23 protein-coding genes and 1 pseudogene are annotated in these 24095 nt (G+C 55.6%); 17 read left to right on the forward strand and 7 right to left on the reverse strand.

Features of this window, described 5'->3' with window-relative positions; translation table 11 throughout:
- The first annotated feature begins 229 nt into the window (after nt 1–229).
- The 3 genes from A3466_RS06635 (at nt 230) to A3466_RS06645 (ending at nt 4358) form a co-directional block, all read left to right on the forward strand.
- A complete protein-coding gene (locus A3466_RS06635) occupies nt 230–1291 on the forward strand; it encodes a YncE family protein (RefSeq protein ID WP_063449927.1) in 1062 nt (353 codons plus the stop codon).
- A 666-nt stretch (nt 1292–1957) separates the two neighbouring features.
- Complete coding sequence (locus A3466_RS06640; protein WP_063449928.1) at nt 1958–3646, forward strand: T6SS phospholipase effector Tle1-like catalytic domain-containing protein; 1689 nt, start codon at nt 1958–1960, stop codon at nt 3644–3646.
- Between the two features lie 10 nt (nt 3647–3656).
- The gene (locus A3466_RS06645; protein ID WP_063449950.1) at nt 3657–4358 is read left to right on the forward strand and encodes a DUF2931 family protein; all 702 of its coding nucleotides are present in this window, start codon (nt 3657–3659) and stop codon (nt 4356–4358) included.
- A gap of 131 nt (nt 4359–4489) precedes the next feature.
- On the opposite strand, the gene ansP is transcribed toward A3466_RS06645, so the two are convergent.
- Both ansP and A3466_RS06655 read right to left on the reverse strand, forming a co-directional pair.
- Complete coding sequence (gene ansP / locus A3466_RS06650; RefSeq protein WP_063449929.1) at nt 4490–5986, reverse strand: L-asparagine permease; 1497 nt, start codon at nt 5984–5986, stop codon at nt 4490–4492.
- Nucleotides 5987–6313: 327 nt separating this feature from the next.
- Complete coding sequence (locus A3466_RS06655; protein WP_063449930.1) at nt 6314–7204, reverse strand: LysR family transcriptional regulator; 891 nt, start codon at nt 7202–7204, stop codon at nt 6314–6316.
- Nucleotides 7205–7315: 111 nt separating this feature from the next.
- Here A3466_RS06655 and A3466_RS06660 point away from each other — a divergent pair, with 111 nt between their 5' ends.
- The 11 genes and pseudogenes from A3466_RS06660 to A3466_RS06715 all read left to right on the forward strand — a co-directional run bounded on the left by A3466_RS06660 (nt 7316) and on the right by A3466_RS06715 (nt 17301).
- Nucleotides 7316–7714, forward strand: coding sequence for a (R)-mandelonitrile lyase (locus A3466_RS06660; protein ID WP_063449931.1), 399 nt, complete (start codon nt 7316–7318; stop codon nt 7712–7714).
- Between the two features lie 108 nt (nt 7715–7822).
- Nucleotides 7823–8824 carry an LLM class flavin-dependent oxidoreductase gene (locus A3466_RS06665; protein ID WP_063449932.1) on the forward strand — a complete coding sequence of 334 codons (1002 nt, stop codon included), beginning with the start codon at nt 7823–7825 and terminating at the stop codon, nt 8822–8824.
- Entirely contained in the window at nt 8821–9942 is a 1122-nt protein-coding gene (locus A3466_RS06670) for an amidohydrolase (protein WP_063449933.1), read from the forward strand. The genes A3466_RS06665 and A3466_RS06670 overlap by 4 nt, the downstream gene beginning before the upstream one ends.
- A gap of 16 nt (nt 9943–9958) precedes the next feature.
- A pseudogene (locus A3466_RS23665) lies at nt 9959–12222 on the forward strand (NtaA/DmoA family FMN-dependent monooxygenase).
- A gap of 9 nt (nt 12223–12231) precedes the next feature.
- The gene (locus A3466_RS06685) at nt 12232–12741 is read left to right on the forward strand and encodes a GNAT family N-acetyltransferase (RefSeq protein ID WP_063449936.1); all 510 of its coding nucleotides are present in this window, start codon (nt 12232–12234) and stop codon (nt 12739–12741) included.
- A 9-nt stretch (nt 12742–12750) separates the two neighbouring features.
- On the forward strand, nt 12751–13677 hold the full coding sequence (locus tag A3466_RS06690) for an amino acid ABC transporter permease (protein ID WP_063449937.1): 927 nt from the start codon (nt 12751–12753) through the stop codon (nt 13675–13677).
- Nucleotides 13661–14434, forward strand: coding sequence for an amino acid ABC transporter ATP-binding protein (locus A3466_RS06695; protein WP_063449938.1), 774 nt, complete (start codon nt 13661–13663; stop codon nt 14432–14434). Before A3466_RS06690 ends, A3466_RS06695 begins: the two co-directional genes overlap by 17 nt.
- A gap of 67 nt (nt 14435–14501) precedes the next feature.
- Nucleotides 14502–15119 carry a glutathione S-transferase family protein gene (locus A3466_RS06700; protein WP_063449939.1) on the forward strand — a complete coding sequence of 206 codons (618 nt, stop codon included), beginning with the start codon at nt 14502–14504 and terminating at the stop codon, nt 15117–15119.
- Nucleotides 15120–15156: 37 nt separating this feature from the next.
- Nucleotides 15157–15387: a tautomerase PptA gene (gene pptA / locus A3466_RS06705; protein WP_063449940.1), complete on the forward strand. Its 231-nt coding sequence runs from the start codon at nt 15157–15159 to the stop codon at nt 15385–15387.
- A 185-nt stretch (nt 15388–15572) separates the two neighbouring features.
- Nucleotides 15573–16574 carry a Kdo(2)-lipid IV(A) acyltransferase gene (locus A3466_RS06710; protein WP_063449941.1) on the forward strand — a complete coding sequence of 334 codons (1002 nt, stop codon included), beginning with the start codon at nt 15573–15575 and terminating at the stop codon, nt 16572–16574.
- A gap of 91 nt (nt 16575–16665) precedes the next feature.
- The gene (locus A3466_RS06715) at nt 16666–17301 is read left to right on the forward strand and encodes a helix-turn-helix domain-containing protein (RefSeq protein WP_063449951.1); all 636 of its coding nucleotides are present in this window, start codon (nt 16666–16668) and stop codon (nt 17299–17301) included.
- 141 nt (nt 17302–17442) lie between these two features.
- On the opposite strand, the gene A3466_RS06720 is transcribed toward A3466_RS06715, so the two are convergent.
- Nucleotides 17443–17919 carry a GNAT family N-acetyltransferase gene (locus A3466_RS06720; RefSeq protein WP_063449942.1) on the reverse strand — a complete coding sequence of 159 codons (477 nt, stop codon included), beginning with the start codon at nt 17917–17919 and terminating at the stop codon, nt 17443–17445.
- An 85-nt stretch (nt 17920–18004) separates the two neighbouring features.
- On the opposite strand from A3466_RS06720, the gene A3466_RS06725 reads away from it, so the two are divergent.
- Nucleotides 18005–18928 (forward strand): LysR family transcriptional regulator, encoded by a 924-nt coding sequence (locus A3466_RS06725; protein WP_063449943.1) that lies wholly within the window; start codon nt 18005–18007, stop codon nt 18926–18928.
- A 4-nt stretch (nt 18929–18932) separates the two neighbouring features.
- Here the strand turns inward: A3466_RS06725 and A3466_RS06730 are convergent, their stop codons facing one another.
- Complete coding sequence (locus A3466_RS06730; RefSeq protein WP_063449944.1) at nt 18933–19235, reverse strand: ArsR/SmtB family transcription factor; 303 nt, start codon at nt 19233–19235, stop codon at nt 18933–18935.
- 161 nt (nt 19236–19396) lie between these two features.
- Here A3466_RS06730 and fusA point away from each other — a divergent pair, with 161 nt between their 5' ends.
- Nucleotides 19397–21499: an elongation factor G gene (fusA, locus tag A3466_RS06735; protein ID WP_063449945.1), complete on the forward strand. Its 2103-nt coding sequence runs from the start codon at nt 19397–19399 to the stop codon at nt 21497–21499.
- Nucleotides 21500–21564: 65 nt separating this feature from the next.
- Here the strand turns inward: fusA and A3466_RS06740 are convergent, their stop codons facing one another.
- The 3 genes from A3466_RS06740 to A3466_RS06750 all read right to left on the reverse strand — a co-directional run bounded on the left by A3466_RS06740 (nt 21565) and on the right by A3466_RS06750 (nt 23051).
- Nucleotides 21565–21990, reverse strand: coding sequence for a DUF3828 domain-containing protein (locus A3466_RS06740; protein WP_063449946.1), 426 nt, complete (start codon nt 21988–21990; stop codon nt 21565–21567).
- Nucleotides 21990–22352, reverse strand: coding sequence for a hypothetical protein (locus A3466_RS06745; RefSeq protein WP_063449947.1), 363 nt, complete (start codon nt 22350–22352; stop codon nt 21990–21992). The genes A3466_RS06740 and A3466_RS06745 overlap by 1 nt, the downstream gene beginning before the upstream one ends.
- Before the next feature lie 126 nt (nt 22353–22478).
- Nucleotides 22479–23051, reverse strand: a complete 573-nt coding sequence (locus tag A3466_RS06750; protein ID WP_063449948.1) for a flavin reductase family protein — start codon at nt 23049–23051, stop codon at nt 22479–22481.
- 105 nt (nt 23052–23156) lie between these two features.
- Between A3466_RS06750 and nhoA the strand changes: the two genes are divergently transcribed.
- Complete coding sequence (gene nhoA, locus A3466_RS06755) at nt 23157–24002, forward strand: N-hydroxyarylamine O-acetyltransferase (protein WP_063449949.1); 846 nt, start codon at nt 23157–23159, stop codon at nt 24000–24002.
- Nucleotides 24003–24095: the final 93 nt, after the last annotated feature.

The raw sequence follows: 24095 nt of genomic DNA on the forward strand, positions 1-24095 counted from the left end.
AAAAATTCGAACCAAATCAACTGGAACCTGTATATATATGTTAAATCCTTTGTAAATCTTATGAAAACTATAACCGCACATTTCGTGAATGTAATGGAATGAGGGAAAGAAATACTCCACATTCAACTCATTAATGATTACTATTCTCATTAAAATAGCGGCAAAGCGATGACTTTGCCCCCCGGAAGCGATGTCAGCGGTATATCTCCTCATTTAAAAAGGAATTGTTATGTCTTTACGTCATCTGTGCTCGCCGCGCCTGCGTGGGTCTCTGCTGTTGGGTTCTTTACTGATCGCCGGTACGTTCCAGGCTCATGCTGCTGAAGAGATGCTGCGCAAAGCGGTAGGCAAGGGCGCGTATGAAATGGCCGTTAGCCAGCAGGAAAACGCGCTGTGGGTTGCGACGACTCAAAGCCGCAAAACCGATAAAGGCGGCGTGGTTTATCGCCTGGATCCGGTCACGCTGGAAGTGACGCAGGCGATTCATAACGATCTCAAGCCGTTTGGCGCCACGATCGATAAAGCCGCTCAGACCCTGTGGTTCGGAAACACCGTCAACAGCGCCGTAACGGCCATTGACGCCAAAACGGGCGAGGTGAAAGGGCGCCTGGTGCTGGACGATCGCAAGCGTAGCGACACGGTGAAGCCTCTTCAGCCGCGCCAGCTGGTGGCCGATGACGCGACCAATACGGTGTACATTACCGGTATCGGTAAAGAAAGCGTGATTTGGGTGGTGGACGGCGCAACGCTGAAGCTGAAAGACACCATCACGAACACCGGCACGTTCAGCACCGGCCTGGCGCTGGATGCGCAGGCAAAACGTCTGTACACCACCAATGCGGACGGCGAGCTGGTCACCATTGATACCACGACCAACAAAATCCTCAGCCGTAAGAAGGTGCAGGACGACGGTAAAGAGCACTTCTACCTGAACCTGAGCCTGGACACTGCTGGTCAGCGCGCGTTCCTGACGGATTCTAAACAGCCAGAAGTGCTGGTGGTGAGCCTGAAAGATGGCAGCGTGATGCAGAAAATCGCCGCGCCAGAATCGCTGGCCGTACTGTTTAACCCGGCACGCAATGAAGCCTACGTGACGCACCGCGAGGCAGGTAAGGTGAGCGTGATTGACGCTAAAACTTACAAAGTGACCAAAACCTACGATACGCCGGTTTACCCGAACAGCCTGGCGCTGTCAGCGGATGGCAAGACGCTGTACGTGACTGTGAAACAGAAGTCTACCCGTCAGCAGGAAGCAACCCAGCCTGACGATGTGATTCGTATTGCGTTATAACTACGGATTTAGGCCAGGTTAAGCGTGGCCGTTTTCCGGCAAAAATATAAAGGGAAGGCAGATGCCTTCCTTTTTTTAGCGCCCTGGTCGATGAATTCAAAACGCTGGGTTCAATACCCAACAGGAAGTATATGAAACTGAATCACCCTGGACGAAATGTTTTAAAGTCGGGTAAACACTAGAACACCTGTCTGCATTGTGTATCAGGGCGCAATGCCCGTCGCTCGAAGGTGTTGGTATGAGTAGTCTGGCGGGGAAAAGAATCATGAGATTATCCTGCCTGTCGCTAAGTTTGAGCAGGATCTGCTAATCGAGCACGCAAACGTCGATACTGGACGGGCCATGGCATTAGGAAAACCGTTTAAACACCCCTCCGCGCATAAAAGGTACTGGCACGACTCAGCATGGCGATGACTGTAAATGCTTTAGTCGAGAATTCAGCACTACACGACAACTTGCCTTCAGGATAAAGACCACCAAACAGGCGAATTAAACTGCCAGACTTGCCGGTATAAAACCGCTCTTCACAAAAAAGTATTTACGGACGGGTACGATTCTCTTCATATGTTTAAGGGAGCAATTGCATCATATACTGAAGATAGAGCGTTGGTTTTGGTTAGGGTATGATGGGCCATTAATCAACCATGCAAACTATAAGGATATTCTATGGGCGCAGACGGAAAGGCCGCACCAGAAGATACTGGCTATTACCTGTATGAAGTTATTGGGGACAATACCTACCAGACAAGCATTCACAACAGCTTTAAAACCGTCTGTTGCCGGCGGGTGCGTGTCAGGGGGATCACGCTGACCGTGGGAGTATTTTTTGACGGTACAGGAAATAATCGGTCGAACTCAAACGATCTGAAGCTGGCTTATACCCACTGCGCCGGTCTGGTTGGCGAGGAGCGAGCCCAGGCATGCGCGAAGTATGAAGAGCATGCCAGAGCGGACCTTGGTAACGGCAGCTGGCAGGGGGGAATCACAAATATTTCTCGGCTCTATGACCTATACAAATCTGACACTGTCCTTGATGAAGATCAGATGGAGGCGCAGGTCAAAGCCTATGTCAGCGGCATCGGGACGGCGGATGGAGAAAGCGATTCGATGCTGGGTAAAGCGCTGGGAAGCAGCCTTATTCAGCAGTTTGAGGGGGTGGTGACGAAGACTGATGTAGCTCTTGAAAAAATTGCTTCAGCACTAAACGTTTTCATCGATCGTAATCGTGACAAAGTGGCGATCGCCAGGGTGCAGTTTGACGTGTTCGGTTTCAGCCGTGGGGCGGCGGCGGCACGGCACTTTGCCAACCGTGTGATGAATCAGGACGCGGAGATAGCGGCTGCAATTGATAAAGGGTTAGACCTGACCGGGCACTACGGAAAAGCAGCGGGAGAGGTGCGCTTTCTGGGGCTGTTTGATACGGTGGCGGCCATCGGGAGCCTGCTGAACTTCTACGACATCAACGGGCCCAGTAACCCCGGCGTCAACCTTGAGCTGCGACCCTCCGTAGCGCAGAAGGTGTTTCAGATAAGCGCGATGCACGAATGCCGGTACAACTTCAGCCTGAACAGCATTTCGGGGATGTGGCCGGAGCTGGCGCTACCAGGTGCGCACTCGGACATCGGCGGGGGCTACAACGCAGGGGAGGATGAGATATCCCTTCTCACAATGCCGGACTTTGAAGTGATAAGCGATAGCGCGGACGAGATGCAGACAGAGGTGTATCGTAAGGCGGAGAAGATGCGTCGGGTCCTGTATTCGCTGCCGGCGCTGAAATACCTGATGCCGCACGGTGAGGTGGAAACGAAAATGATCTCTTGGCCGCTGGTTAACCGGGACAAGGCGCGTGCGTTTATTTTTGAGAAAAAAGTCGGCGCGGCGGTGTTTATGACGCGCAGGGCGGTGCCGAACGACTGGGAAAAGGTATGCATGAGGGTAATGCTGGATGCGGCGCAGGACGCCGGGGTTATCTTTGCACCGATACTCAGCAGTAACAAAGAGCTGTCACTACCGTCAGAACTGCTTCCCTTGTGTGATAAAGCTATAGCGCAGGGCCGCGCAATTCGGCGCTGCGCGGTACCTGAGAGCTTCACGGCGCAGGAGATGCAGACTATCGGGCGTTATCTGCATTGTTCAGCGAACTGGAACATCGACTCGGACCTGAGCCTGTGGGTGAGTCCGTCTTCAGGAGAGGTTTTTCTGCGAAACCACTATGCACCAACGGACGAGCGCTCCTTCGTGTGGCCGATGGTACCGGGAAAGGGGTGGGTGCGGACGGTGTGGCGGATGGATGACCAGCAGCAGTGGGAAGACAGGGCGCGGGCGAATGCAGATGCTCTGGACGGACTTTTCTGAGGAGGCAGGGATGAAACGATTATCGGTGATAGTGGCCGTGTTGGGTGTCATTTTACTTACCGGCTGCCATGATCGCAGGGAAGGTATGAAGTCATTGTTAGGGGATGGCGTGGAAAAGTGGGGGAAAAGGCTACCTTACGATAGCTGGAATTTTAGTTTTATATACCCTAAGGAGCTGCCGGCACTGGTGACGATGGTATACCTGGAAGACGGTGATATACGGGAAAACATTTTCCGCCGGTTAGATCCTATGGATATCAGCGATCTGAGTGTCGGTCGCTGGCATGATTTGATGGGGGGAAATGGCGGAAATTTTAATCGGGTGAAAGCGCTGCCAGTAAGGATGACGGTGTGCTGGGAGTCGGTTATCGACAAGAAAGCGTATGAAACGGAGATCTGGTTTGGGCAAGAGACATGGCAGCAGATGCTCACTGCTTATCCTGATACCTATCATCCTGGTAAATCTTACTACCGAAACCGAATGGCAGTTGGTCTGGCACCCGGCGGAGTTGTACGGGTCTGGCTTGAGGATCACGGGAATCCATCCGTACTCCAGGCCCCTGCCCGGCAGTTCACCCTGATGGGGGATGATATGATGATATGCAAAAATGTTCCCAATCGGATTGATTTTAATTACATCGAGGCTAACGGTTACGATCCCTTTATTCGCGACTTTATCAAAGGAAAGCACTATCCGTATGGTAACTGGTAGTGCATAACGATCAGCAAAATCAAAAGGATCTCCTTGAGATCCTTTTGAGCATCAATCTGATTGATTTGATGGGTCAAACTTTATTATTTATTCAATGTCTCATTTTACAGCTACGCTCCCAATAGGCCGAATTAACGCGACGTCTCTTCCACCAGCGGACGGTCCTGTTTGCCCTCTTCAGGATGAACTGGTGCGGTACTGTGAATTTCGTTCACGCGTTTACGCACGCCAAACCAGCCGGCAATCAGCAACACCGCCAGCAGCGGGATGGTCGCGATGGTGTAAGTACCGTTCGGGTAGTCGAACGCCATCAGCACCAGCACACTCAGCAGGAACAGCAGGGTAAGCCAGGAGGTCACCGGCGCGCCCGGCAACTTGAAGCTGACGTCAGCCGCTTTCCCTTCTTTGATCGCCTTACGCAGACGCATCTGACACACCACGATAAAGGCCCAGGAGGCGATGATGCCCAGCGCGGCGACGTTCAGTACGATCTCAAACACCTGAGACGGAACCAGATAGTTCAGGAACACACCGAAGACGTACACCACCAGCGTGGCCAGAATACCCGCGTAAGGTACCTGCTGCTTGCTCATCTTCGACATAAACTTCGGCGCAGATCCGCCCATCGACATGGAGCGCAGAATACGGCCTGTTGAATAGAGGCCGGAGTTCAGGCTGGAGAGCGCAGCGGTCAATACCACGATGTTCATGATGCTGCCCACGTACGGCACGCCCAGCTTAGAGAAGAAGGTCACAAACGGGCTTTGTCCCGCCTGGTATGCGTTCCACGGCAGCAGCAGTACAAGCAGCACCACGGAGCCAACGTAGAACAAGCCGATACGCCAGATTACGCTGTTAATCGCTTTTGGCACCATCGTCTGCGGATCTTTACATTCACCTGCCGCCGTACCTACCAGCTCAATGGAGGCAAAGGCGAACACCACGCCCTGCACCAGAACCAGGGCTGGCAGCAGGCCGTGCGGGAAGAAACCGCCGTTATCGGTTATCAGGTGGAAGCCGGTCGCGTTGCCGTCCAGCGGTTTACCGGTGCCGAGGAATACGGTACCGACCACCAGGAAGATCACGATGGCCAACACCTTCACCAGCGCGAACCAGAACTCCATCTCGGCGAACCACTTCACGCCGATCATGTTCATGGTCCCGACAATCGCCAGCGCGCCCAGAGCGAACACCCACTGTGGCACATCGCCAAACGCGCCCCAGTAGTGCATGTACAGCGCGACGGCGGTGATATCGACGATGCCTGTCATGGCCCAGTTTACAAAGTACATCCAGCCTGCGACATACGCGGCTTTTTCACCGAGAAACTCACGGGCGTAAGAGACAAAGCTGCCGCTGGAAGGGCGGTGAAGCACCAGCTCGCCGAGGGCACGAAGAATGAAGAAAGAGAAGATCCCGCACACCAGATAGACCAGGGCGAGAGCGGGGCCGGCCATTTGCAGACGTGCGCCTGCACCTAAAAACAGACCCGTACCGATAGCGCCGCCGATGGCGATCATCTGCACCTGACGGTTGCCCATCGCCTTGTGATAGCCCTCTTCGTGAGAGTTCAACCAGCGACGTTTCGCAGCATGATGATCGGCTGCGCTTTTATTGCTTGTTTTCATTGAGTTACCTGTTTGCCTGTCTGAACCATTAACGTGATAGTCCTGCCTGGCAGAGGCCGAAACAAACGATTGCTTCTGCGCAGACACATGCTGCCTTTCCAGTCATTCTGTGTATGGATAAGGCAAAACATGGCGAGGCATCCTACCCGCAATTGATAAGCGACGCAAAATATAACCGTGTCGAAAGTGATGCATGTCGAAGGAAATCGTGTGGTCAGAGCAGACGGGGATCGCAATGCGCTGAATCGTGGCGCTTTTTTAGGCAAAAAGGCCGGTAAACGCTGATTAATCCATCAGGTTTACTTGATAATTACTGCCAGGTAGAGATTATGAATGCCGCAGGGCTTCAATGAGCAACGCAAAGGCAGTTGTGTGCTGGCGGCGGCTCGGATAATACAGATGGTAACCCGTAAATACCGGGCACCAGTCCTCAAGGACACGCACTAACCGTCCTTCAGCAAGCGCGTCGAGTATCGCATCTTCTGGTACATACGCCAGGCCCAGCCCGTTTACGGCGGCATCGATGCGTTGCGGCAGGCTGTTAAGGATCAGCTGACCGTCAACCCGCACGCGTATCTCACGACCGTCTTGCTCAAATTCCCAGGCGTATAATCCCCCGTGAGTAGGCAAACGCATATTCATGCAGCGGTGCTGTTCAAGCTGCTCTGGCGTTTCCGGTACGCCGAAACGGTGCAGATAATCTGCCGATCCGACGACCGCCATCCGCATGTCCGGCGCAATACGTACCGCAATCATATCTTTCGCCACCTGCTCTCCCAGACGCACGCCCGCGTCAAAGCGGCCATCGACAATATCTGTCAGGCCATTGTCCACCGTGACTTCAACGTTGATGTCAGGATACTGCGCCATAAAGGATTTGAGTACCGGCCACAGCACGGCAGACATGGCGTGCTCCCCGACGGTAAGGCGGATATTCCCGGCGGGTTTGTTCCGCGTATCTCGCAGCGCGGTGAGTTCCTGCTCGATCTCCAGCAGATGTGGGCTTAAGCGCATGAACAGTTGCTCGCCGGCCTCGGTTGGGGCCACGCTGCGGGTAGTGCGGGTCAACAGACGCACCTCCAGCCTCGCCTCCAGATTGCGCATCGCGTGGCTGAGTGCCGACTGTGACACGCCCAGCTGCGCAGCGGCACGGGTAAAGCTGCGCTCACGGGCGACGACCATAAAGGAGAGCAGATCGTTGAAATTGTCTTTGAGCATGGCGGCGCATCCGATTTATGAATTGAATTCATGGTTCCTTTTTGATTATGCACTCTAATGCTCATGGCGGCTTTACGCTACTGTTAACGCAACAGCTAAGAGGAGCAAATCATGAAAATTATCCGTAGCGGTTCTTTACCTTCCGTCCAGGGGCCAGACGCCTGGTTCACCGGCAGCGTGCGCATTGATGCGCCTTTTCAGGCGACTGAACCGGCAAAAGTTGGCGGCGCAACCGTCACCTTCGAACCCGGCGCGCGTACCGCCTGGCATACGCATCCCCTTGGGCAAACGCTTATCGTGACGCAGGGACGCGGCTGGTTACAGGAGTGGGGCAAAGAGGCGGAACCGCTGAATCAGGGGGATATCGCCTGGATCCCACCCGGCGTGAAGCACTGGCACGGCGCCAGCGCGCAGACGGCGATGACCCATATCGCCATCGCCGAAGCGGTCGACGGGAGTCCGGTGGCGTGGCTGGAAAAGGTCACCGACGAACAGTATCCAAACGCGTAGCGGTAAGCTATAGCTGATTTCCGGCAATCCAAATGTAAATTAATTGTTTCTCAGAGGTGAAATCCGCCCTTAATAATGACGACATGTTAAGTCAAACGAGAACGCAACATGTCATGGCGAATCAGCATTCTGGATAAAAGCCCCGTCGCAGAACACGAAACCGCCGCCGATGCGCTGGCGCGTACCTTAACGCTGGCGCAGCAGGCGGAAACGTTGGGTTATCACCGCTTCTGGATTGCCGAACACCATAATACCCCGCAGCTTGCCAGCCCCTCGCCGGAACTGCTGATTGCCTGGATCCTCGGGCAAACAAAGCGTATTCGCGTGGGCTCAGGTGGCGTCATGCTGCAACATTACAGCCCCTATAAAGTCGCCGAAAACTTTAACGTTCTGGCCGCCCTCGCGCCGGGCCGGGTTGATCTGGGCGTCGGGAAAGCGCCCGGCGGTCTGCCGCTCTCAACCCGCGCCTTGCAGCACGGCCATAATCCGCAGGAGAAAGGCAGCTTTGCGGAACAACTGACGCAGCTCGATCGCTGGCTCCGCCCTGACATTCAGTTAGCGGAGGAGACGGTTCGCGCCACGCCTCTGCCTCCGGTACCCGCCCGGAGTTTCTTGCTGGGTGCCAGCACCGAAAGCGCGCTGCTGGCGGCCTCCCTCGACTGGCATTTTGTCTTTGCCGCACACCTGAACGGTGACCCTGAACTGCTGCGCGAGGTGGTCACCGCCTGGCGTCAACACAGCGTCCGGGAGGTGATGGTGGCCGTGCAGGTGATAGTTGCCCCAACCCAGGCCGAGGCCGACGCGCTGGCGCAGAAGGTGGAAGTGTGGGGCGTGGCGCTGGCAAACGGGCAGCGCGTTACCGTGGCTAGCGAAGAACAGGCCTACGCCTTCGCGCGGCAGGCGGGGAGTGAACCGGTGCACATCGCGCGTCGGGCGCAGTCTCTGCTGGCCGGAACGGCGGAGTCGGTGCTTGAACAGCTCAACGCGCTGCATCAGCAGTGGGGCATTGACGAATTTATCATCGACACGCCGGTCGCTGACGGCGCAACGCGCGTGCAGTCCCTGCGACTGCTGGCCGAGGCGCGTCTTAACAGGGAGGTTACCGTATGAACTTCAGCGAACAGCTGATTGCCTGGCGCCGGGAGCTGCACCAGTACCCTGAGCTGTCCGGTCAGGAGGTCGAAACAACGGCCCGCCTGCGCCAGTGGCTGACGGCGGCCGGGATCGCCCCGCTGGATTACGATCTTCAGACCGGGCTGGTTACGGAGATAGGTCAAGGCAAGGCACTGATTGCGCTGCGCGCCGATATCGACGCGTTACCTATCGACGAGCGCAGCGGAGTGCCGTTCAGCTCCCGGCGTGCGGGAGTGATGCACGCCTGCGGTCACGACGTTCACACCAGCGTGATCCTCGGCGCCGCGTTAAAGCTGAAGGAGCGGGAAGCTTCGCTCAACGGTCGCGTGCGGATCCTGTTCCAGCCTGCGGAAGAAAATTTCGGCGGAGCGAAAAGCATGGTGCGGGCCGGGGCGTTACGCGACGTTCGCGCGATTTTCGGGATGCATAACGAGCCGTCACTGCCGGTTGGTGAATTTGCCACGCGCGGCGGCCCGTTCTATGCCAACGTCGATCGCTTCGTTATTCACATCACCGGTAAAGGCGCGCATGCCGCACGCCCTCATGAAGGTAACGACGCCATCGTGCTGGCAAGCCAGCTGGTGACCGCGCTGCAAAGCGTCGCCAGCCGTAACGTTAATACGCTGGATTCAGTCGTGCTGAGCGTGACGCGCATCGCCGGCGGGAATACCTGGAACGTGCTGCCGGAAAGCGTTGAGCTGGAGGGCACGCTGCGCACGCACCGCACGGAAGTGCAGCAGAACGTAAAGGCACGCGTCGGTGAAATCGCTGCCGGATTTGCCAGCGCCTTTAGCGCGCAGATCAACATCACCTGGTACGCCGGACCCACCGCGCTGGTGAACGACGAGCGCTGGGCCGGGTTTGCCAACTCGGTCGCGCGCGAGGCGGGGTATGAAACCCGTCATGCTGAACTGCACATGGGCGGAGAAGATTTTGCGGTCTATCTGCAAAACGTTCCCGGCGCGTTTGTCAGCATTGGCAGTAACAGCCCGTTTGGTTTACATCATCCGGCATTTAACCCTGACGAAGCATTAATTGAACCCGCTGCCCGCTATTTTGCACAGCTCGCGGAAAAAGCCCTGCAACACGTTTAATTTATTTGAGGTGAATATGTCTGCACATCGTCAATTGCGGCTGGGGACCATTTTGCATGGTGCATCCGGAAATATGTCCGCCTGGCGTCATCCGGCGGCCGTCGCGGATGCCAGTATAAATTTTGATTTCGTCAAAGAAACGGCATTAAAAGCGGAAGAGGGCAAGCTCGACTTTATCTTCGTTGCTGACGGTCTTTATATTAACGAGAAATCCATTCCGCATTTTTTAAACCGTTTTGAACCGCTGACGGTGTTGTCCGCGCTGGCAAGCGTCACCTCGCGCCTGGGACTGGTCGGCACGTTGTCCACCTCCTACAGCGAGCCTTTCACCGTTGCGCGTCAGTTTGCCAGCCTCGATCACCTGAGCAACGGTCGCGCGGGCTGGAACGTAGTGACCTCACCGCTGGAAGGCTCGGCGAAGAATTTCTCCCGCGAAAAACACCCTGAGCATGCGCTGCGCTACCGCATTGCCGATGAGTATCTCGACGTGGTGAAAGGGCTGTGGGACTCCTGGGAAGGGGATGCCTTTATCCGCAATAAGGAGAGCGGACAGTTTTTTGACGCGTCGAAACTGCATACCCTGGATCACCACGGTGATTTCTTCCAGGTTTCCGGCCCGCTGAATATTGGCCGCACGCCGCAGGGACGTCCGATTGTCTTTCAGGCCGGCGCGTCCGACGACGGTAAAAAGCTGGCGGCAAAACACGCCGACGCCATTTTTACCCACCATGACACGCTGGATGAAGCGCAGGCCTTTTACCGCGACGTCAAACGGCAGCTCGAAAGTCACGGTCGCCGCGCGGGTGATTTACATATATTCCAGGGCGTCAGCGTGATTGTCGGAAACGACGCCAATGACGTTGAAAACCAGTATCAAACCACGGCGGCGCTGGTCTCCATTCATGATGCGCTCAACTATCTCGGGCGTTATTTCGAGCATCACGACTTCAGCCAGTATCCCCTTGACGCGCCGTTCCCGGATATCGGCGATTTAGGCAAAAACAGCTTTCGCAGCACCACCGATGACATCAAGCGTAACGCCCGTGAGCGCAACTTAACTCTGCGTCAGGTCGCGCTGGAAGCCGCATCGCCGCGCCCGCGTTTTGCCGGCACGCCGGAGCAGGTAGCCGATGGTTTACAGGCCTGGTTCGAGGAGAAGGCGGCAGACGGCTTCATCATTCAGGGCGGCACGCCGGATACCTTCCCGCGCTTTGTCGACCAGGTGGTGCCCGTTTTACAGGCGCGCGGCCTGTTCCGCACTGACTATCCCGGCACCACGCTGCGCGAAAGTCTGGGCTTAGACGAACCCAAAAATCAGTTCACACAACAATAAAAGAGAAAAACGCTATGCAGAAATCATCGCTTATTCTGGCGCTTGCGCTGGCCTTTACCCCTGCCGTCTGGGCAGAGAACGTCAATATTAACGGCACCGGCGTGAGCATTGAGGCTAATAAAACGCCGATCGATACCGCCAAAAACAGCGATGCGATCGCCCAGCTGCCGAAAGACTATCGCTTTGCCGTGCCGGGGAAATTTACCGTGGCGGTGGCGGGGCTGAATCAGCCGCCGCTGACGGTCTTTTCCGACGACAACAAAACCCTGCTGGGGAGTGAGGTCGACATTGCGCGCCTGGTGGCGGACAGCCTCGGGCTGGAGCTAAACGTGGTTCCCACCTCCTGGGAGGACTGGCCGCTGGGGGTGGTATCCGGGAAATACGACGCAGCGATCAGCAACATCACCGTCACCAAAGCGCGCAAAGAGAAGTTCGACTTTGCCACCTATCGCAAGGATTCTCTTGGCTTTTACGTGAAATCCACCAGCCCGATCGTGTCGCTCCAGAAGGCGGAAGATATCGCTGGGCTGCGCATCATCGTTGGCTCCGGCACTAACCAGGAGGCGATCCTGCTGGCGTGGAACGAAGAGAACCTTAAAAAAGGGCTTAAGCCGTTTATCCCGGTCTACACCAAAGACGATGCGGCGCAAACCCTTGCGCTACAGTCAGGTCGTGCGGACGCCTATTTTGGCCCGAACGTGATCGGCGCCTGGAAAGCGGCGCTGACCGGTAAAACCAAACTGGTCGGCAGCGTCGACGGCGGCTGGCCGAAGGCGGCGCATATCGCGGTGACGCTGAGAAAAGGGAGCGGCCTGGTCGAACCGGTTCAAACCGCGCTTAACGGCGTAATTAAGAACGGAGATTACGACAAAGTGCTGAACCGCTGGGGAGAAGGCGTTGAGCGTATCCCCCGTTCCGAGGTTAACCCGGCTGGTCTGGGCGATTAAGGAGGCGCTATGCGGGAACAATTTCGTGACGTTTCGCCGGAAGATAGCGATCTTCAGCCCATTATTAACGGTCTGTTCGGTGAATACGCCGCTCGTTACGGCGACTACTTTTCAAAGGATGCGGAAGTCGAGCTGACGGAGTGGTACCTGGCGCCGCAGGGGCTGTTTATCGTGCTGGAGCGCGATGGCGAAATCATCGCTACCGGCGCTTACAAGCCCTTCGACGAACGCACGGCAGAAATCAAACGTATCTGGACGAATAAAACGCTGCGCCAGCAGGGGCTGGCCGCGCGCGTGGTACAGGAGCTGGAGCGCCGGGCGATACTGGCGGGCTACAGTCACATGTACCTGACTACCGGGTTTCGTCAGCCGGAGGCGGTACAGCTCTATCTGAGTCAGGGGTATCAGCCGCAGTTCGATCTCAACCGCGATCCGGAAGAGTACAGCCAGCCGCCGTTCGATGGTCGGCTGCGTTTCACCAAGACGCTGATCCGCGAAGCGCTCAGCAAAACCGCATAAGGAGCGACGATGAGCAACGTTGAAACCATAAAAGTGGTCCCCGCACGTTATCCGCTACGCGCAGTCGGCGCTGCGGTGGCGCTGTTTGTGCTGGCGGTCGTGATTCAGTCCGTGGCCTTCAATCCCCGCTGGGAGTGGGCGGTATTTGCTCGCTGGTTCTTTGATCCGGTGATCCTCGAAGGCGTCGGTCAGACGCTGCTGCTCACGTTGATAGGCACCGTGCTGAGCGTGGTGATTGGCGGCATGCTGGCGCTGGCGCGGCTCTCGTCATCCTGGCTGTTGAGCAGCCTGGCGTGGGGATATATTTGGCTTTTCCGCTCGCTGCCGCTGATCGTAGTGCTGATCGTTCTTTATAACTTCTCCTATCTCTACGACACGCTCTCTCTCGGCGTGCCTTTTACCGGCATTACCTGGGGCAGCTTTGAAACCATCAACGTGCTCGGGCAGTTTTCTACCGCCGTCGTGGGGCTGACGCTGGTGCAGAGCGCCTATACGGCGGAAATTATCCGCGGGGGCTTCCTTGGGGTCGATCATGGACAGTATGAGGCGGCCGCCGCGCTTGGGCTACCGGCATGGCGTCGCACCGTGCGCATTATTCTTCCGCAGGCGCTGCGCACCATTTTGCCGTCCGGATTCAATGAAATCATCAGCCTCGCCAAAGGTACGGCGATGGTTTACGTGCTGGCGATGCCGGAGCTGTTCTACACGATCCAGATGATCTACAACCGTACGCAGGAGGTGATCCCGTTGCTGATGGTGGGAGCCGTCTGGTATCTGGTGATTACCACCGTCCTGTCTGCCATCCAGCATATCGTTGAGCGTGGGCTCGCCCGCAGCGAGCGCCGCTCCGCCGTAAACCAGAATCGGGCAGCCAGCCGGACGCGTTCCGTTACCACCTCCCCAACACAGGAGCCTGTCCATGCAAGCCTCTCCTGAAGGACACATTTCTATTACCGGCGTCAGCAAGTTTTTTGGCCGACATAAAGCGCTCGATAACGTCACGCTTGAGATCCCGCCGGGTTCCGTCACGGTGATCCTCGGCCCATCCGGATCGGGGAAATCCACGCTGCTGCGTACCATTAACCATCTGGAACGCGTTGATGAAGGCTTTATTCAGATTGACGGAGAGTACATTGGCTATCGCCGCCAGGGTGACAAACTGTACGAGCTTAAAGAGAAAGAGATCCTCAAACAGCGCGTTAACGTGGGCTACGTGTTTCAGAACTTCAATCTGTTTCCGCATCTTACGGTGCTGGAAAACCTGATTGAGGCGCCGATCGCGCATAAGAAACTCACCCGAAAGGCGGCCATCGAGAACGCATACAGCCTGCTGGATGTGGTCGGCCTGCGCGAAAAAGCCGATGCCTGGTCGCGTCACCTTTCCGGCGGCCAGCAGCAGCGCATCGCCATTGCCCGCGCGCTGGCGCTGCGCCCCCGCGTGATGCTGTTTGATGAGCCCACCTCAGCGCTTGATCCGGAACTGGTTGGCGAAGTGCTGGACGTGATTAAGAAGCTGGCCCGTTCCGGCACGACGCTGGTAGTGGTTACCCATGAGGTCGGCTTTGCCCGGGAAGTGGCGGACCAGGTGGTGTTTATGGTCGACGGAAAAATTGTGGAGCAGGGCAGCAGCGACGACGTGTTAAACCGACCTTCGCATCCACGAACGCGCCAGTTTTTGTCGAAAGTATTGTAGTTTTCCCGCCTGGGATAACCTGGTCATGCTGCTCTACACTTAGGGTTTTCATCCCTGAGGGGGCAACATGATCAAACTCTATGGCGTACCCGGCTGGGGATCGGCAATCGGTGAAGTGATGCTGACTCTGGCAGACATCCCGTATCAGTTCATCAACGTGGACGGGTTTGACCAGCCCGGCCCGCAGCGCGAACTGCTGTTAAAACTGAACCCGCTGTGCCAGGTGCCGACGCTGGAGCTGGAAAACGGGACAATCGTGACGGAAACCGCGGCGATCGCCCTGATGGTGCTCGACAGATGTCCCGATCTCGCGCCGCCCGTAGGGCAGGCCGAGCGGCAGCAGTTTCAGCGCCTGCTCATCTGGTTTGTGGCCAACGTCTATCCCACCTTTACGTATGCAGACTATCCGGAACGCTGGGTGCCTGATGCTCCCGAACAGCTGAAGAAAAACTGCATTGAGTACCGAAAATCGCTCTATCTGTGGTTCGACACGCAACTCAGCGCCTCGCCTTTCGCTTTTGGCACACAGCTGACGCTGCTTGACGTCTATATTGCCGTCGCGCGTACCTGGGGGCCACGTCATGAGTGGTTTGCCACCAACACGCCCCATGTCACCGCCATCGCGGATGCGGTTTGTGCGCTGCCGGAACTGCACAAGGTGCTAAAAGCTAACGAAATAATCTGATAACGTGGAACACTCACCTCTAAAAGGAGCCCTGCCCATGCCACATATTGATATCAAATGTTTTCCACGCGATCTGAATGATGAACAAAAAACGGCGCTGGCGGCGGATATCGCCGAAGCGATCGCCCGTCATCTGAACAGCAAAGATCGCTCAATCTCCGTGGCGCTTCAGGAAGTTCAGGAAGCTGACTGGAAGGCGCAGGTCTGGGATACCGAGATCGGCCCGAAACTCGATAAGCTGATTAAGAAACCCGGCTATTCGATGTAACCCGCTTGCCGGGTGGTGCATTATCACCCGGCGATCCCCGCCTTTATTTGCTATCGCAAAAATCGATAATAAAAACCATAACGATTCCGCTACAATTCTTCCTTCCGAACAATATTCGTTAAATCAGCAGGTAAGCACTACAACTGCATCAGATTAAGTACAGATAGTAAAAGGATAATTTTTTCATGACAAAATTACCTCGGTTTTCACTCGCCTTTATTCATCCTCGTTACTGGCTCAGTTGGGCAGGCATCGCCGCACTCTGGTGCACGGTCCAGCTCCCTTATTCGCTTCTGTTAAAAGCAGGGCACGGCCTCGGGCGTCTGGCCATGCGTCTGCTTCCACGTCGAGTGGAGATCGCCAGACGAAATCTTGAGCTTTGCTTTCCGGAGATGAAAGAGGATGAGCGCGAGCGTTTACTCGAGCGTAATTTTGAATCGGTTGGAATGGGCGTCATCGAAACGGGGATAGCGTGGTTCTGGCCTGACTGGCGCGTGCGCAAACACTTTAGCGTGACCGGCTACGAACATATGGAACAGGCTCGGGCGCAAGGAAAGGGCGTGGTGCTTATCGGCATGCATTTTCTCACGCTCGAGCTGGGCGCGCGCATCTTCGGTATGCTCAACGCGGGTATTGGAGTGTATCGACCCAACAATAATGCACTGCTCGACTGGCTACAGACGCGCGGGCGCCTGCGTTCCAATAAAACCATGCTTGACCGCTATGATCTAAAGGGCATGATCCGCGCGCTGAAGCAAAATGAGATCCTGTGGTATGCCCCGGACCATGACTATGGCAAAGCGAATAGCGTGTTTGTGCCGTTTTTTGCCGTCCCGGACGCTGCCACTACGGCCGGGAGCTACATGCTGGTGAAAAGCGCCAGACCGGCCGTGATCCCGTTTGTACCGCGCCGTAAAGCAGACGGTACAGGGTATGAGCTGATTATCCTGGAAGATATCAGCGATACGTTGCAGGGGGGCGATAAAGCGTCGGTGGCCACGCAGATGAACAGAGCGATTGAGCGCGCCGTGCTGATGGCACCCGAGCAATATATGTGGCTGCATCGCCGCTTCAAAACCCGCCCGGAAGGCCAGCCGGACCGCTATGCACGCAAAAAACAGGCCCGTTCTCCAGCAAGAACCTTCTCTGCCAGCGACATGTCGGACGAGTCGCGTATTCAGCAGTAGAAAAGGGGGGCGGATGCCGGTGCGCTCCGCCCTTTATAAAACCTGCGGCGCTGGATAGAATTACCGCATCCACATTGTCGGGATGCAAAACATGACCGGAAGAGTCGATTATCACCTCGAAAAATACCTCCTCACCGAAGCCGCCGAGCCAGAACGCCTGACGCGTCAGTGGGCGGAAGTGATGCGCGAATGCCATGACCAGAAATCAGGGGCCGAAGAGCGCCTGCGTCTCGCGCTGCTGAATGTGGATTATGTCACCAGCTTTGAGCTTCCCTTCCGGTTACTCCTCACTCGCGCCCCGCAGTTGGTTGATGGGATCAGAAATGAGTTTCAGCTCAGTCAAAAAAATGTCCTTTTCAACGGTAAACGCTTTGGCTGCGTCTACAGCCTCAAGCAGGATTTGAACGGCATTCCCGATGAGTTTACCTATCATCTTAAGACCCGTATTCAGCGAATCGATGCGGCAGGCGGTTCGGAAGTACCTTACCGGCACATTGCTCAGCAGGTGAAAGCCCCTCGCGAGCGCCTCAAGCTGGCGCTGGAAAATGGGCTTGCGGTCACGGCGCTTGACGGACTGTTCTGGTTTGGTATTCAGCGCATAGCCGCCGACGTGCAGCGGTTAAGAAAAACGGGCATGAGGATTGTGACGTCAGAGACTGAGGTGTTCGATACGCTGACGATGACAACCCGGCAGATCCCCGTCTACAGCCTGACTCAGCCGGGATGAACCTCGGTCACCGATCCTTCGAGTGCCTCAGAGAGGACGGAAAATGGCGGTAATTTCTTTCTCAGATATTCCGTGCTTCAGTAACGCCTACACTGACATTATGCCCCTGAGAAAGAGGGGCGTTTTCACACGATGGCTTCGTTAGCCAGCAAATGCCCGCAACGCATCCCCATCAAGGCGATAGCGTACCCATTCGGACTGCGGTAACGCGCCGATGCTTAAATAAAAATCAATGGCAGACTGGTTCCAGTCAAGCACGCTCCATTCCAGCCGGCCGCAGTCACGTTCCACTGCGCATTGCGCGATATTTTTTAGCAGTGCTTTTCCCGCTCCCTTGTTGCGGTATTCCGGGGAGACATATAAATCTTCCATATAGATACCGTTGCGGCCAAGCCAGGTGGAGTAACTGGTGAAAAAAACGGCATACCCCACCACGCGGCCAGCATATTCGGCGATCAGCGCTTCGGTTTTACTGTCTGCACCAAACAGCGTTTTGCGGATCTCGTCCGGGGTGGTGACCACTTCTTCTGGCGCTTTTTCATAGACCGCGAGTTCGTAAATCATATCGTAAATTGCCGCTGCATCTTCAGGTCGCGCCTGACGAATCGTAATGCTCATTGGTTTCCCTTTATTAGAGTTTGTAGTTGATGGAGGTAAGCATAAAGGCTAATGTCAGAAGAATTAAGTGCAATGAAATCAACCAATGATGAATATTATGCATCCGGCCTTAAGGCGCCTTGATTTAAACCTCCTGCCAGTTTTTGACGCGATTTATCGCCACAGTTCCGTTCGACTGGCGGCGGATGAGCTGGCGATGAGCACCTCGGCGCTTAGCCATGCTCTGTCACGGCTGCGTGTTTCGCTCAACGACCCGCTGTTTTACCGGGAGGGGCATCGAATGTGTCCCAGCGTCTATGCCACGCAGCTTGCGCCTGTTATTGCCTCGGCCCTGAAGTCTCTCGATCGGGAGCTCTCGCCGCAGCCGGAGTTTGATCCTGCTGTGAGTACAGCGTGTTTGCAGATTGCGATAACGGACTTCACTGCGTTCTGCATATTTCCTGCGCTCATGAATGTACTTCAACATGAGGCCCCTGGCCTGCGTCTGGAATTACGTTATTTGCCGCACAGCCCAGCGTTGACGGAGTTACTGGCTGGAGAGGTGGATCTGGCCCTGGGATTCAGCACCGTCGAGGATCCCCGTTACCCGGAGTTGGAAGAGATTAGTTGGTTCGAAGATGAGTATGTCGTGATTAGCAATGTGAGCCGGATGGCACTGACGCTGGAAGATTATCTCGCCGCCCGGCATCTTGTGGTTACGCCGTGGAACGAGAAGCAGGGGGTGCTGGATTTGCAGCTTGAACGCATGGGCTATACCCGACACATTGCGATTAAAACCCCGTCCATGCTCAGCGCCCCGTTTGTTATTGCAGAAAGCGATCTGCTGATGGCATTACCCCGATTCGCCGCTGAAAAGCTACTGCCCGCCACCAATATCAAAATTTTTGATTTGCCGTTCCACATCAGTCCGTTTGAAGTAAAAATTTATTCGCATAAACGCAGCGGTAAACGAGGCGTCACCAACTGGCTAAAAGCGACACTGGGCGCGCTGGCTGAAGACCTACAGTGAGCGCTTATGATTTCGACTGTAACAGGATCGCCATCAGTCCCGGAAAGCGGGCGTCCAGATCCTCTCTTCTCAGTGAAATCATATTTTCGCGTCCCTGCGGGCGCTGCCAGATCACGCCGCTGTCGCGCAGCACGCGCCAGTGGTGAGTCATGGTGGATTTCACCACGTCGTCCGGGCGCAGCGCGTTACAGCTCAGTTCGCTGCCGTCGGCCAGCCTGCGGACGATCGCTAATCGCAACGGATTGCCGAGGGCGAACAGCACATTTTCCAGCAGTATTTGTTCAGGTTCCGGGTGGTTTGGGATCATCGTTTTCCTGCGTCTCGCGTCAGATTGAGCTATATCAACAATAGGTCAACCGTTAAAAAATAGTTCGATAATACTCGTACAATAGGACTATTATAACAAACGAACTCAAACGCGACCATCCCGGTCGTCACAAACCAGTCTCAAAGACTTAAGGAAATATCATGCCCCGACCCATTCCACTCGAACGTTATCGCAACATCGGTATCTCCGCGCATATCGATGCCGGCAAAACCACCACTACCGAGCGCATCCTGTTTTACACCGGGATGAGCCACAAGCTGGGTGAAGTACACGATGGCGCGGCAACCACCGACTGGATGGCGCAGGAGCAGGAGCGCGGGATCACCATTACTTCGGCAGCGGTAAGCTGTTTCTGGCCCGGCATGGACAGAGGTTTTGAACCGCACCGCATCAATATTATTGATACCCCCGGGCACGTCGATTTTACCATTGAGGTGGAACGCTCCATGCGGGTACTCGACGGCGCGGTGATGGTGTACGACTCCGTCGGTGGCGTGCAGCCGCAGTCGGAAACCGTCTGGCGTCAGGCGAATAAATACCACGTCCCGCGGCTGGCATTCGTCAACAAAATGGACCGCCCGGGCGCAGATTTCTTCCGCGTGGTGCGGATGATGCAGGAGCGCCTGAAAGCCAATCCGGTGCCGATCGTGATTCCGGTGGGTGCGGAAGAACACTTCACCGGCGTGGTGGATCTCATCAAGATGCGTACCATCCTCTGGGACGATGCCACGCAGGGCATGGCGTTTAGCTACGCGCCGGTGCCGGACGATCTGCTCAGTACTGCCCAGGAGTGGCGAGAAAAAATGGTCTCAGCTGCGGCAGAAGCCAGCGATGCGCTGATGGATAAGTATCTGGAAACGGGCGATCTGGATGAAGCGGAAATCATCCAGGGGCTGCGCGTCCGGACCATCTCCGGCGAAATCCAGCCGATGCTGTGCGGTAGCGCATTCAAGAACAAGGGCGTGCAGCGCATGCTTGACGCGGTAATTGAGCTGATGCCGTCTCCACTGGACGTACCCGCTATTGATGGGGTAGACGAAGACGGGCAGCACGCTGAGCGTCATCCAAGCGATGATGAACCGTTTTCGGCGCTGGCCTTCAAGCTGATGAGCGATCCGTACGTCGGCCAGTTGACCTTTATCCGCGTCTATTCCGGCATACTGCGTAAAGGCGACGCAGTGTACAACCCGGTGAAGGGCAAGAAAGAGCGTATTGGGCGCATCGTGCTGATGCATGCCAACGATCGCCATGAGGTAGACGAGTTGCGTGCAGGGGATATTGCAGCCTGTGTCGGGCTGAAAGATGTCACTACCGGCGACACGCTGACCGACCCGAACGCGATGATCACCCTTGAGCGGATGGAGTTCCCGGATCCGGTCATTTCGCTTGCGATCGAGCCGAAAACCAAAGCCGATCAGGAGAAAATGGGGATCGCATTACAGCGCCTGGCGGCGGAGGACCCGTCGTTCCGCCTGCACACGGATGAGGAATCCGGCCAGACGATTATCTCCGGGATGGGCGAGCTGCATCTGGAAATCATCGTCGACCGCATGAAGCGCGAGTTTGGCGTCGAGGCGAACATTGGTCGTCCTCAGGTCACCTACCGTGAAACCCTGCGCAAAGCGGTGAAGGATATTGAAGGGAAATTTGTCCGACAGTCCGGCGGGAAAGGGCAGTACGGCCATGTGGTCCTGAGCCTGGAGCCGCTAGCGGCCGGGAGTGGTTTTGTGTTTGAAGATGCCACTAAAGGCGGCGTGGTGCCGCGCGAGTACATCCCGTCGGTGGAGAAAGGCTTGCGTGAAGCCATGAACACCGGGGTGCTGGCGGGCTATCCGGTTGTGGATGTGAAAGCGACCCTGACCTTTGGTTCGTACCACGACGTTGACTCCTCGGAGATGGCCTTCCGCATGGCGGCGATCCTCGGTTTTAAAGAGGGCGCGCGGCGGGCGGACCCGGTAATTCTTGAGCCAGTGATGCACGTTGAGGTGGAAACGCCGGAGGAATATGCCGGGAACATTATGGGCGATCTCTCTTCCCGTCGCGGCATGGTGCAGGGGATGGCAGAGCAGTATGGCAGCCAGATTATTCGCGCTGACGTCCCGCTGGCCGAGATGTTTGGCTATGCCACCACGCTGCGGTCGATGTCCCAGGGGCGCGCAACGTATACGATGGAGTTCCACCATTTTGCGGAGGCTCCGCGAAATGTGGCGGATGAGATTATTGCGAAGCGCGTGAAGAGTTAATTAATTACACATGGTAGTCGGTAGGCTGCCATGTGTTTTTTTTTACGACACGGAGATTATCCATGTTACTTAATGAGTGTTGCCGAGCGGACTTTCCATTTCCCTTGTTCTTCAACAAGACAATCTGCAACAACGTGATCTTGCTTCTTACCAAACGCGATATAGACGTTTGTGCAAACGGCGTCAAAATCAGAGTGCAGGACGGTTATCTGATTCCAGTCCTCATCCCAATCCTGTGATTTAATGAACATATCTGCATCGGGCATATCTTTTTCGTTACTGTCACCTGAATACAACTTTTTTATTGCTGCGATTGTCCCTGAGGCAACGTAATCATTCATAATATCTGGGTTAAGTACGGGCGGTTTGTTCTGATTTAACTGCGTGATATACCAGTGATTGAATTTAAGCGCCGCTTGACCCGGTGCATAAACGTTTTCTGCGGTCGCGAGCGGAGAAAGGGCGAAAAGTAAAAAATAGAGTGGTTTCATTAATCATGCCTGAACAGTTCGTAATGTGGTTGTATGTTGCGGTAAGCCTGCCCTGGGTACATGGTGCGTTGAACAAAATCGCTGATCCACTGCTGACCATCGTATATGCAAACGTGACCGCTATCATGACCAACAATATTTTGAATAACTGCGACGTCGCCTGCATGGGGTTGGTCGTATACCAAGCGGAAGCCTGCGTTGACCAATGTGCGCCCCATATCTTTTGCCAGACGCGTGTTGGGAATTTTTAATCTTCCACCCGTTCTGATCGCTTCTGTTACGTAACGAGCACAATAGCCCGTGCTCTTGGGTTGCGCGTGGGATTTCGCATATGATACTGCACCATCTTTATTCCATGACATTGATATTTCCTTAATGAAAGATTGTTTCTGCAACAACCTCTGGAATATCCTCCGTTTTACATCGTCGTGGTAAACATAAAATGCCATAAATATTTGATATAATTGAAAAGGATATGATAGATAAACTCAATCCAGCGCCTTCACCATCTTCCCACTCGTCACAAACGTGCCCGCCCCCAGATGATGCAACGTATTCAGCTTATCCTCGTCAAACTGCCAGCGTCCGGCCACAAAAGCGCGCTCATCCGCCGCGGCGGAAACGACCTCCCCAAACAGAGTGTCATATTTTTCTGCCGCAGAAGTGACAGGTAATAACCGACACTCCATCCACGCCAGACATTTTTCTTCAATCACCGGCAGCCCGAGCTCAGGGCCGTTCACGACCGGGATCCCGTAACAGTTGAATTTGTCCTCGTCGCGCCCGCTGACGCTGCCGACCGCGTAGGTCCAGTTGGCTGCCGCCACGCCCGGGATAACGATGCCGAATTTACCGCTGCGCTCGATCAGCTCTCGTGACCAGGCGCTTTTGTCCACCACAATCGCGATGCGCGGCGGTTCAAATTCCACCGGCATGGACCATGCGGCGGCCATAACGTTGCGTCTGTCTATCGTTTCATCCCGACTGGTAATAAGCACGGTGGGCCCATGATTCAGAAGACGGCTGGCATGGCGTAATTCAACGGGGCGAAAGTGGCTCATAGGATCTCCTCATGTACACGATGAGTATGACGAAAAAGCACTTTTGCGCATATGCATTAGGCAAAATAGTTTATAAACAGGGAATATCCCATTCTGGAGCAAATCATGTCCCCATTTCTGAGTGCTTATTTCGCCCGCACGGGCTGGCAGCAGCCCGTACAGGTTGATATCGATACCCTGCGGGGGCTGCATTTACACCACAACTGTACGATCCCGTTCGAAAATATTGATGTCGTCCTGCCACGCGAAATCCATCTTGAAGATCAATGTCTGGTCGACAAGCTGGTGACGGCGCGACGCGGGGGATATTGCTTCGAGCAAAACGGTCTGTTCGAGCGGGTGCTGCGTGAAGTCGGGTTTACCGTGCGCAGCGTGCTGGGGCGGGTCGTGCTGGCAAATCCGTCCCAGATGCCGCCGCGCACGCATCGGCTGCTGATGGTAGAGCTGAACGGCGAACGCTGGATCGCCGATGTGGGATTTGGCGGACAAACGTTGACGGCGCCGATTCGTTTGATCGCCAACGAGGAGCAGGAAACCCCGCACGGCATGTACCGTCTTCTGAGCGAGGGTAACGACTGGGTATTACAGTTCCGCCATCACGAACACTGGCAGTCGATGTACCATTTTGACCTGGGGACACAATACTTCAACGATTACGTGATGGGAAACTTCTGGTCGGCGCACTGGCCGCAGTCCCATTTTCGTCATCATCTGCTGATGTGTCGCCACCTGCCGGACGGAGGCAAGCTGACGCTGACCAACTTTAATTTTACACACTGGCAGAATGGTCATGTGGAGGAGCAGATCCATTTGCCGGATGCACAGGCGCTGTATCAGCTCATGCAGGAGCGGTTTGGCCTGGGCGTTGACGACCCGAAGCACGGCTTTACGCTGGCGGAACTTACGGCGGTGATGGCAGGGTTTGATACGCATCCGCAGGTGGGGAAATAGCCCGGTGGCGGGGGGGGCGGTGCCGGGCCCGGGGGGGGGGGGGCGGGGGCCGCCCCCCCCCCCAAAAACCCCCCCCCGCGCCCCCCCCCCGAG

Source organism: Enterobacter genomosp. S, from assembly GCF_001631805.1.
GTDB lineage: Bacteria > Pseudomonadota > Gammaproteobacteria > Enterobacterales > Enterobacteriaceae > Enterobacter > Enterobacter quasihormaechei.

Excerpts from the sequence above, each read along its gene's own strand:
- ansP (WP_063449929.1), bottom strand. The coding sequence starts at position 5,986 with ATGAAAACAAGCAATAAAAGCGCAGCCGATCATCATGCTGCGAAACGT.
- pptA (WP_063449940.1), top strand. The coding sequence starts at position 15,157 with ATGCCACATATTGATATCAAATGTTTTCCACGCGATCTGAATGATGAA.
- A3466_RS06665 (WP_063449932.1), top strand. The coding sequence starts at position 7,823 with ATGTCATGGCGAATCAGCATTCTGGATAAAAGCCCCGTCGCAGAACAC.
- A3466_RS06725 (WP_063449943.1), top strand. The coding sequence starts at position 18,005 with ATGATGAATATTATGCATCCGGCCTTAAGGCGCCTTGATTTAAACCTC.
- A3466_RS06645 (WP_063449950.1), top strand. The coding sequence starts at position 3,657 with ATGAAACGATTATCGGTGATAGTGGCCGTGTTGGGTGTCATTTTACTT.
- A3466_RS06715 (WP_063449951.1), top strand. The coding sequence starts at position 16,666 with ATGACCGGAAGAGTCGATTATCACCTCGAAAAATACCTCCTCACCGAA.
- A3466_RS06710 (WP_063449941.1), top strand. The coding sequence starts at position 15,573 with ATGACAAAATTACCTCGGTTTTCACTCGCCTTTATTCATCCTCGTTAC.
- A3466_RS06740 (WP_063449946.1), bottom strand. The coding sequence starts at position 21,990 with ATGAAACCACTCTATTTTTTACTTTTCGCCCTTTCTCCGCTCGCGACC.
- A3466_RS06700 (WP_063449939.1), top strand. The coding sequence starts at position 14,502 with ATGATCAAACTCTATGGCGTACCCGGCTGGGGATCGGCAATCGGTGAA.
- A3466_RS06635 (WP_063449927.1), top strand. The coding sequence starts at position 230 with ATGTCTTTACGTCATCTGTGCTCGCCGCGCCTGCGTGGGTCTCTGCTG.
- fusA (WP_063449945.1), top strand. The coding sequence starts at position 19,397 with ATGCCCCGACCCATTCCACTCGAACGTTATCGCAACATCGGTATCTCC.
- nhoA (WP_063449949.1), top strand. The coding sequence starts at position 23,157 with ATGTCCCCATTTCTGAGTGCTTATTTCGCCCGCACGGGCTGGCAGCAG.
- A3466_RS06640 (WP_063449928.1), top strand. The coding sequence starts at position 1,958 with ATGGGCGCAGACGGAAAGGCCGCACCAGAAGATACTGGCTATTACCTG.
- A3466_RS06685 (WP_063449936.1), top strand. The coding sequence starts at position 12,232 with ATGCGGGAACAATTTCGTGACGTTTCGCCGGAAGATAGCGATCTTCAG.
- A3466_RS06670 (WP_063449933.1), top strand. The coding sequence starts at position 8,821 with ATGAACTTCAGCGAACAGCTGATTGCCTGGCGCCGGGAGCTGCACCAG.
- A3466_RS06720 (WP_063449942.1), bottom strand. The coding sequence starts at position 17,919 with ATGAGCATTACGATTCGTCAGGCGCGACCTGAAGATGCAGCGGCAATT.
- A3466_RS06655 (WP_063449930.1), bottom strand. The coding sequence starts at position 7,204 with ATGCTCAAAGACAATTTCAACGATCTGCTCTCCTTTATGGTCGTCGCC.
- A3466_RS06695 (WP_063449938.1), top strand. The coding sequence starts at position 13,661 with ATGCAAGCCTCTCCTGAAGGACACATTTCTATTACCGGCGTCAGCAAG.
- A3466_RS06660 (WP_063449931.1), top strand. The coding sequence starts at position 7,316 with ATGAAAATTATCCGTAGCGGTTCTTTACCTTCCGTCCAGGGGCCAGAC.
- A3466_RS06690 (WP_063449937.1), top strand. The coding sequence starts at position 12,751 with ATGAGCAACGTTGAAACCATAAAAGTGGTCCCCGCACGTTATCCGCTA.
- A3466_RS06750 (WP_063449948.1), bottom strand. The coding sequence starts at position 23,051 with ATGAGCCACTTTCGCCCCGTTGAATTACGCCATGCCAGCCGTCTTCTG.
- A3466_RS06730 (WP_063449944.1), bottom strand. The coding sequence starts at position 19,235 with ATGATCCCAAACCACCCGGAACCTGAACAAATACTGCTGGAAAATGTG.
- A3466_RS06745 (WP_063449947.1), bottom strand. The coding sequence starts at position 22,352 with ATGTCATGGAATAAAGATGGTGCAGTATCATATGCGAAATCCCACGCG.